Origin of the sequence: Sphingomonas sp., from assembly GCF_042096255.1 — a bacterium.
In the GTDB taxonomy this organism is placed as follows: domain Bacteria; phylum Pseudomonadota; class Alphaproteobacteria; order Sphingomonadales; family Sphingomonadaceae; genus Sphingomonas.
Window position 1 is genome coordinate 1 of sequence record NZ_JBELLZ010000132.1, and the last position, 6,790, is coordinate 6,790.

Genomic DNA, 6,790 nt, shown 5'->3' on the forward strand with positions numbered 1-6,790 from the left:
CGTATGCCGGACAACGGCAATCTCGACAAGGCCCGCCGCCTGCTGTGGCCGATCAAGCAGAAGTACGGCCAGCGGCTCAGCTGGGCGGACCTGTTCATCCTTGCCGGCAATGTCGCGATCGAATCGATGGGCGGGCCGAGCTTTGGCTTCTCCGGCGGGCGTGAGGACATCTTCGAACCGCAGCGCGACATCTACTGGGGCACCGAGGAGGAATGGCTCGGTCAGACCCGGATCGACGAGGAAGCCGGGCTGACGCTGGAGAACCCGCTTGCCGCGATCCAGCACGGCCTGATCTACGTCAATCCCGAAGGTCCGGGCGGCAAGCCCGACACCAAGGGCTCGGCCCGCGACCTGCGCGCGACGTTCAGCCGAATGGCGATGAACGACGAGGAGACCGCGGCCCTCACCGCCGGCGGCCACACGTTCGGCAAGGCACATGGCGCGGGCGACCCGTCCAAGGTGGGCCGCGAGCCCGAGGCAGCGGACATCGCGCAGATGGGCCTGGGCTGGGCGTCCAGCCACGAGAGCGGCATGGGCGACCACACCATCACCAGCGGCATCGAGGGCGCCTGGACGCCGACACCGACCAAGTGGGACATGACCTATTTCGACAATCTGCTCGACCACGAATATGAGCTGGTGAAGAGCCCCGCCGGCGCCAACCAGTGGCAGCCGGTCGGCAATCCGGAGGAGACCCAGGCCCCGGCGGCGCACACGCCGGGCAAGAAGGTCGCCACGATGATGACCACCGCGGACAAGGCGTTCAAGGACGATCCCGACTATAGGAAGATCCTGGAGAAGTTCCGCGCCGATCCGGCATACTTCGCCGACGCCTTCGCGCGCGCCTGGTTCAAGCTGACCCACCGCGACATGGGCCCGCGCACCCGCTATCTCGGACCCGAGGCGCCGACCGAGGACCTGATCTGGCAGGACCCGGTGCCGGCAGGCACCGCGCTGTCCGATGCGGACGTGGCCGCGCTCAAGGACAAGATCACGGCCTCGGGCCTGTCGATCAGTCAGCTGGTCAAGACCGCCTGGGCGTCGGCCAGCACCTATCGCGGCTCGGACAAGCGCGGCGGCGCCAATGGCGCGCGGATCAGCCTGGAGCCACAGCGCGGCTGGGCGGTCAACGAGCCCGATGCGCTCGCCAAGGTGCTGTCCGTCTATGAGGGGATCAAGGCCGAGCATGGGTCTGTCAGCCTCGCCGACCTGATCGTATTGGGCGGGTCGCTCGGCGTCGAGCAGGCGGCCAAGGCAGCGGGCCATGACCTGACCGTGCCCTTCACCTCCGGCCGCGGCGACGCGACCCAGGAATGGACCGACGTCGAGAGCTTCGAGGTGCTGGAGCCCAAGGTGGACGGCTTCCGCAACTATCTGTCGACCAAGTTCACCGTGCCGACCGAGGAGCTGCTGGTCGACCGCGCCCAGTTGCTCGGCCTCAACGCGCCCGAAATGGCGGTGCTGGTCGGCGGGTTGCGCGTGCTCGGCGCCAATCTGGATGGCGACGAGCGCGGCGTGCTCACCGACCGGCCGGGCCAGCTCACCAACGACTTCTTCGTCAACCTGCTCGACATGAAGACCGCGTGGAAGCAGGTGAGCGAAGAGAGCGACGAGGAGTTCGTCGGCAGCGATCGTCTGACCGGCGAGCAGCGCTGGACCGCCAGCCGCACCGACCTGGTGTTCGGCAGCAACAGCCAGCTGCGCGCGATCAGCGAAGTCTATGCCTGCGACGACGCGGGCGAGAAGTTCGTCAAGGACTTCGTCAACGCCTGGGTCAAGGTGATGGACGCGGACCGGTTCGACCTGCACGCGTGAACGGCCGATAGCCAATGACAAGGGGCGGGAGCGCGAGGGTGCTCCCGCCCCTTCTTCGTTCCGCGACGTACCTTGACCCCGCGTTCCCGCCCCTCTAGCGGCGCGCGCTCTTTGGGCGGTGAACATCGACATGCCCGATTGGTGAAGGGCATCCATGCGGGCGATCCTCCTGGCGATGGTGGCGGGCAGCGCGGCGGTTCCGGCCGGCGCGCAGACGGCGGACGAACTCGCCGACGTGGTGGTCACCGCCCAGCGGCGGGAGCAGTCCTCTCAAGACGTGCCGATCGCCGTCACCGCAATATCGGCCGCGCAGATCGAGGGAGGCGCGATCGCCAACCTCGACCAAATCGGCGCGGCGGTGCCCAACCTGTACCTTGCCCGCAACTTCGGGACGAGTTCGGGGGCGCTGGTGTTCCTGCGCGGGGTCGGCGAAGGCGACTCGATCTTCACCAACGATCCGCCGGTCGGCATCTATGTCGACGACGTGATCCTGCCGCGCTCTACCGGCGCCTTGCTCGACCTGATCGACATCGAGAGGATCGAGGTGCTGCGCGGGCCGCAGGGTACGCTCTACGGCCGCAACACCAGCGGAGGCGCGATCAAGCTGGTGACGAAACGGCCGGAGTTCGACCGGATCGGCGGCGAGGCGGACGTGGCGGTCGGCAGCTATCGCCGCTTCGACGCGCGCGCGACGGTGAACGTGCCGCTCGCGCCCAACGTGGCGGTGCGGGTGTCGGCGATCTCGCGCAACCAGCGCGGCTGGGGCGTCAACCGGACGAACGGCGCGCGGGTCAACGGGCAGGACGTGCAGGGTGGCCGGGTGTCGCTACTGTGGGAACCGGACGCGCATCTGTCGGTGCTGGCGACCGCGGACGTGACGCTCGACCGCTCCGGCCCGCGTTTCCCGCAGCGCTTCGTCGCCGATGCGGTGGTGCCGGGGCGGTTCACCAACGACTTCGTCGCGCCGGGCGGCGACATCGACGCGTTCGACTCCGCCGACACCATGCCGCTCGGCCGCACCGACACCGGCGGCGCCTCGCTGCGGGTCGATTATCGGCTCGGCGGCACGACGCTGTCATCGATCACCGGCTATCGCGCCTTGCGCTCGCGAATCGGCTTCGACCAGACCGCGAACCCGCCGGGCGGGGGCGCCAACATCATCCTGCTCCAGGACCAGCACCAGTCCAGCATCAGCCAGGAGGTGCAACTGGCCGGCAAGGCGCTGGGCGGGCGCGTCGACTGGCTGGCGGGCGCCTATTATTTCGGCGAGCATAACGACCAGCTAACCGCGGTGAGCTTTGCGACGCCGACCGGGCCGGACGCGCGCTTCCGCAACGAAGATTTCTTCAACGCACCCTCGCGCGGCACGGGGACGAGCGGCAACTGGTCGCCCTATGAGCCGCGGCTGGATACCGACAGCTTTTCGGTGTTCGGCTCCGCCACCCTCGCCGTCTTCGCGGGTACCCATGTCTCGGCGGGGCTGCGCTACACCGACGAGCGCAAGCGCTACGCCGTCCGGTTTCTGACCGCGCCCGACACGGTGCTGGTGCTGCCCGATGGGCGCGTCGCAGCACGACGCATTGCCGAGCGCTGGACCGACCTGTCGCCGCGCGTCGCGATCGATCAGAGGCTGGCGGAGGGGGTGATGGCCTATGCCTCCGCCGCTAAGGGCTTTCGCAGCGGCAGTTTCGACGGGCGCGCGCGCAACATCCCCTTCGTGCTCGACCGCCAGGGCGCGATCGCGCCCGAACGGGTGTGGAGCTACGAGGCCGGGGTGAAGGCGGAGCTGTTCGGCCGGCGGCTGCGGGTGAACGCGGACTATTTCGTCAACGACTATAGCGACATCGCCTTCTCCGCGGCCCGCGCGAACTCCACCCCGCCCGAGATCTTTCGCCAGAATGTCGGCGACGCGCGCATCTCCGGTCTGGAGGTGGAGTGGACCGCGCGACCGGCGCAGGGGGTCGAGCTGGGCGGCTGGATCGCGACGCTGGCGGACCGGTTCACCCGCTTAGTCTCCTCACCTGGCTGCACCGCGTTCGTCGCCGACGAGCGCGACCTGGACCTGCGCTTCACCCCCGCCTTCCGCTATGGCGCGCGGGCGAACGTCAACCGGCAGGCCGGGCGCGCGCGGCTGTGGGCGGGGGGCGACTATAGCGCCGCTTCGTCGTACAATATCGCGCTCTGCAACGAGCCACAGCACCGCGTCACCAATGCCGCCGCCCTCAACGTGCAGGTCGGCGCGGAGCTCGGCGACTGGGCCGCGACGCTGGCGGCGACCAACCTGGCGGACCGGCGCTACAACACCGGCAGCGTCGGCTCGATCGGCTATCCGGTCGCGCCGCGCGAGGTGATGCTGCGGCTGCGACGCCGCTTCTGACTTCGCGGGGATGGCGCACGCCCACGCCCTCCCCTATCTCGCTCCACATGAAGCCCGTGCTCCGCATCCTCGCCGTGGTCGTCCTCGCCGGCATCGCGATCTTCGTCTATTTGTCCTGGCCGGATACCGCGCGGCTGCCGGTGGAGGCGGTCGCCGGGCGGCGTCCGGACATCTCGCAGCCGCGCGAGCAGATGTTCCCCACGGTGAAGGTCGCCAAGGTGGTCGGCTGGCCGGCGAACACCATGCCCACGCCCGCGGCGGGGCTGAAGGTGCAGCAGTTCGCCGATGGCCTCGACCACCCACGCTGGATGTACCGCCTGCCCAATGGCGACGTGCTGGTCACCGAAACCAACTCGCCGCCGCGCAAGGTCACCGGCGTTGTCGAATGGGTCAAGCGCACGCTGATGAGCCGCGCCGGTGCCGGGGTGAAATCCGCCAATCGCATCATCCTGCTGCGCGATGCGGACGGCGACGGCGTCGCCGAGCAGCGCAGCACCTTCATGACCGGCCTCAACTCGCCGTTCGGCATGGTGCTGTTCCAGGGCCAGCTCTACATCGCCAACACCGATGCCCTGGTGCGCGTGCCCTATACGGAGGGCATGACCAAGGTGACCGCCAAGCCCGAGTTGGTGGTGAAGCTGGCGCCCGCGGGCAACCACTGGGCGCGCAACGTGATCGATGCAGGCGACGGGCGCACCTTGTTCGTCTCCGTCGGCTCGGATTCGAACGTCGGCGAGAACGGGATGGCGCGCGAGAAATATCGCGCCAACATCCTCCAGGTATATCCCAAGGAGAAGACCTTCCGCATCTGGGCGGCGGGCACGCGCAACCCCAACGGCATGGCGATCCACCCGGAGACCAAGCGGCTGTGGGCGGTGGTGCAGGAGCGCGACATGCTCGGCTCCGATCTCGTCCCCGACTACCTGACCCAGGTAGAGTTCGGCGACCATTACGGCTGGCCCTGGTATTATTGGGGCGGCTACCCAGACCGCCGCGTCCAGCCGCTCAACGCGCCGCTCCAGCAATATTCAAAGCGGCCCGACTATGCGCTGGGGCCACACGTCTCGGGACTGGGCCTGGCCTTCGCCAACGAGACCCGGCTGGGCCAGCGCTTCGCGCGCGGCGCCTTCGTTGGCGAGCACGGTTCGTGGAACCGCAAGCCGCCCTCCGGCTACAAGGTGGTGTTCGTGCCGTTCGGCGCCGACGGCTTCCCGCCGATGGGGGCGAAGCCGGTAGACGTGCTCACCGGCTTCCTCGACGCGGACGGCAACGCGCGGGGGCGCCCGGTGGGGGTGATCGCGGACAAAACGGGCGGGCTGCTGGTCACCGACGATGTCGGCAACCGCATCTGGCGGGTAAGCGCGAAGTAGGTTCGCGCACCTCCGTTCGCCCTGAGCGAAGTCGAAGCCTGTCCTGAGCGCCTTCCTTGGCAGGCAGTCGAAGGGGGCAAGCGCGACGCACGCCAAGTGCTTCGACTTCGCTCAGCACGAACGAAGTGGGAGTCTCTACTCCAGCAGCTTCGGCGCCTCGCGCTGGAGCTTGGCGCGGATCTGGTCGGCGAACATCGCCAGGAACTGCGGCAGTTCGAACACCGCATGGACGTTGCTTTCGCCGACATCGAGCTTGACGCCGACGCGCTGGCCGAGCCCCTCGACGGTGAAGTCCAGCCGGTCGCCCTCCCAATGATGCTGCGTCACCGCGCCGCCGGGCACGAACTCGGCGAGCCGGCCGAAGCTGCTGCCGATCCGCTCCTTGGCGACGGCACGGCCCAGCTTGTGGGGAATGTCGACCTCGATCGGCTGGGTCATTGCGGGGCTCCGGTGGCAAAGATCATGTCGTCGGATGCGAACGCCTTGAACTCCAGGGCGTTGCCGGAGGGATCGCGGAAGAACATCGTCGCCTGCTCGCCCGGCCGGCCGCGGAAGCGGACATGCGGTTCGATCCCGAAGCCGATGCCCGCGGCGCGCACCCGCTCGGCGAGCGTCTGCCAGTCCGCCATGTCCAGTACGACGCCGAAATGCGGCACCGGAACGTCATGGCCGTCGACCGGGTTCGAGGCGGCCGGCTGCGCGGTGTCGCTGAGGTGCGCGACGATCTGATGGCCGAACAGGTCGAAGTCGATCCACCGTGCGCTCGACCGCCCCTCGGCGCAGCCGAGCACCCGGCCGTAGAAGTCGCGCGCGGCGGCAAGGTCGTGGACCGGAAAGGCGAGGTGGAAGGGGCGCGGCATGCGATCATGCTACCCGCACCCGCCCCTTCCGTCACCCCGGATGCTTCGACACGCTCAGCAGAGCCTTGTTCCGGGGGCCACCGCGGGGCAAGGGCCCGGGCGTGTTGACTCGCCCCACCGTGGATGCCGGGACAAGCCCGGCATGACGACGCTTCTGCGTTATCCCGCCCTTCTCTCGCTAGTCCTCGGCGCACTCGCCGCCTGCGGCTTCGCGCCGCTCGCGCTCTGGCCGCTGACGATCGCCTGCCTCGCGGCATGGATCGCGCTGGTCCATGCCGCACCCTCGCTGAAGGCGGCGCTGTGGCGCGGCTGGCTGTTCGGCGTCGGCCATTTCACCATCAACGACAATTGGTTCCAGCACGCCTTCG

Annotated in this window: 5 protein-coding genes and 1 pseudogene; 4 read left to right on the top strand and 2 right to left on the bottom strand. The window is 68.8% G+C overall.

The features are described 5' to 3' along the window. The 3 genes from katG to ACFDTH_RS16715 form a co-directional block, all read left to right on the top strand. Positions 1-1,815, top strand: a 1,815-nt coding sequence (gene katG, locus ACFDTH_RS16705) for a catalase/peroxidase HPI (RefSeq protein WP_375288692.1), incomplete at its 5' end; no start/stop codon positions are given. A gap of 154 nt (positions 1,816-1,969) precedes the next feature. Further along, on the top strand, positions 1,970-4,192 hold the full coding sequence (locus ACFDTH_RS16710; RefSeq protein ID WP_375288693.1) for a TonB-dependent receptor: 2,223 nt from the start codon (positions 1,970-1,972) through the stop codon (positions 4,190-4,192). Between the two features lie 47 nt (positions 4,193-4,239). Next, positions 4,240-5,562, top strand: coding sequence for a PQQ-dependent sugar dehydrogenase (locus tag ACFDTH_RS16715; RefSeq protein ID WP_375288694.1), 1,323 nt, complete (start codon positions 4,240-4,242; stop codon positions 5,560-5,562). A 135-nt stretch (positions 5,563-5,697) separates the two neighbouring features. On the opposite strand, the gene ACFDTH_RS16720 is transcribed toward ACFDTH_RS16715, so the two are convergent. Together ACFDTH_RS16720 and ACFDTH_RS16725 are read right to left on the bottom strand one after the other, a co-directional pair. Next, positions 5,698-6,000, bottom strand: coding sequence for a polyhydroxyalkanoic acid system family protein (locus ACFDTH_RS16720; RefSeq protein ID WP_375288695.1), 303 nt, complete (start codon positions 5,998-6,000; stop codon positions 5,698-5,700). Further along, a complete protein-coding gene (locus tag ACFDTH_RS16725; protein ID WP_375288696.1) occupies positions 5,997-6,422 on the bottom strand; it encodes a VOC family protein in 426 nt (141 codons plus the stop codon). Before ACFDTH_RS16725 ends, ACFDTH_RS16720 begins: the two co-directional genes overlap by 4 nt. 142 nt (positions 6,423-6,564) lie before the next feature. On the opposite strand from ACFDTH_RS16725, the pseudogene ACFDTH_RS16730 reads away from it, so the two are divergent. Beyond that, a pseudogene (locus tag ACFDTH_RS16730) lies at positions 6,565-6,790 on the top strand (apolipoprotein N-acyltransferase); the annotation flags it as partial.

What these genes read in the sequence shown, in the direction of transcription:
- ACFDTH_RS16710 (WP_375288693.1), top strand. Translation starts at nt 1,970, where the DNA reads ATGCGGGCGATCCTCCTGGCGATGGTGGCGGGCAGCGCGGCGGTTCCG.
- ACFDTH_RS16715 (WP_375288694.1), top strand. Translation starts at nt 4,240, where the DNA reads ATGAAGCCCGTGCTCCGCATCCTCGCCGTGGTCGTCCTCGCCGGCATC.
- ACFDTH_RS16720 (WP_375288695.1), bottom strand. Translation starts at nt 6,000, where the DNA reads ATGACCCAGCCGATCGAGGTCGACATTCCCCACAAGCTGGGCCGTGCC.
- ACFDTH_RS16725 (WP_375288696.1), bottom strand. Translation starts at nt 6,422, where the DNA reads ATGCCGCGCCCCTTCCACCTCGCCTTTCCGGTCCACGACCTTGCCGCC.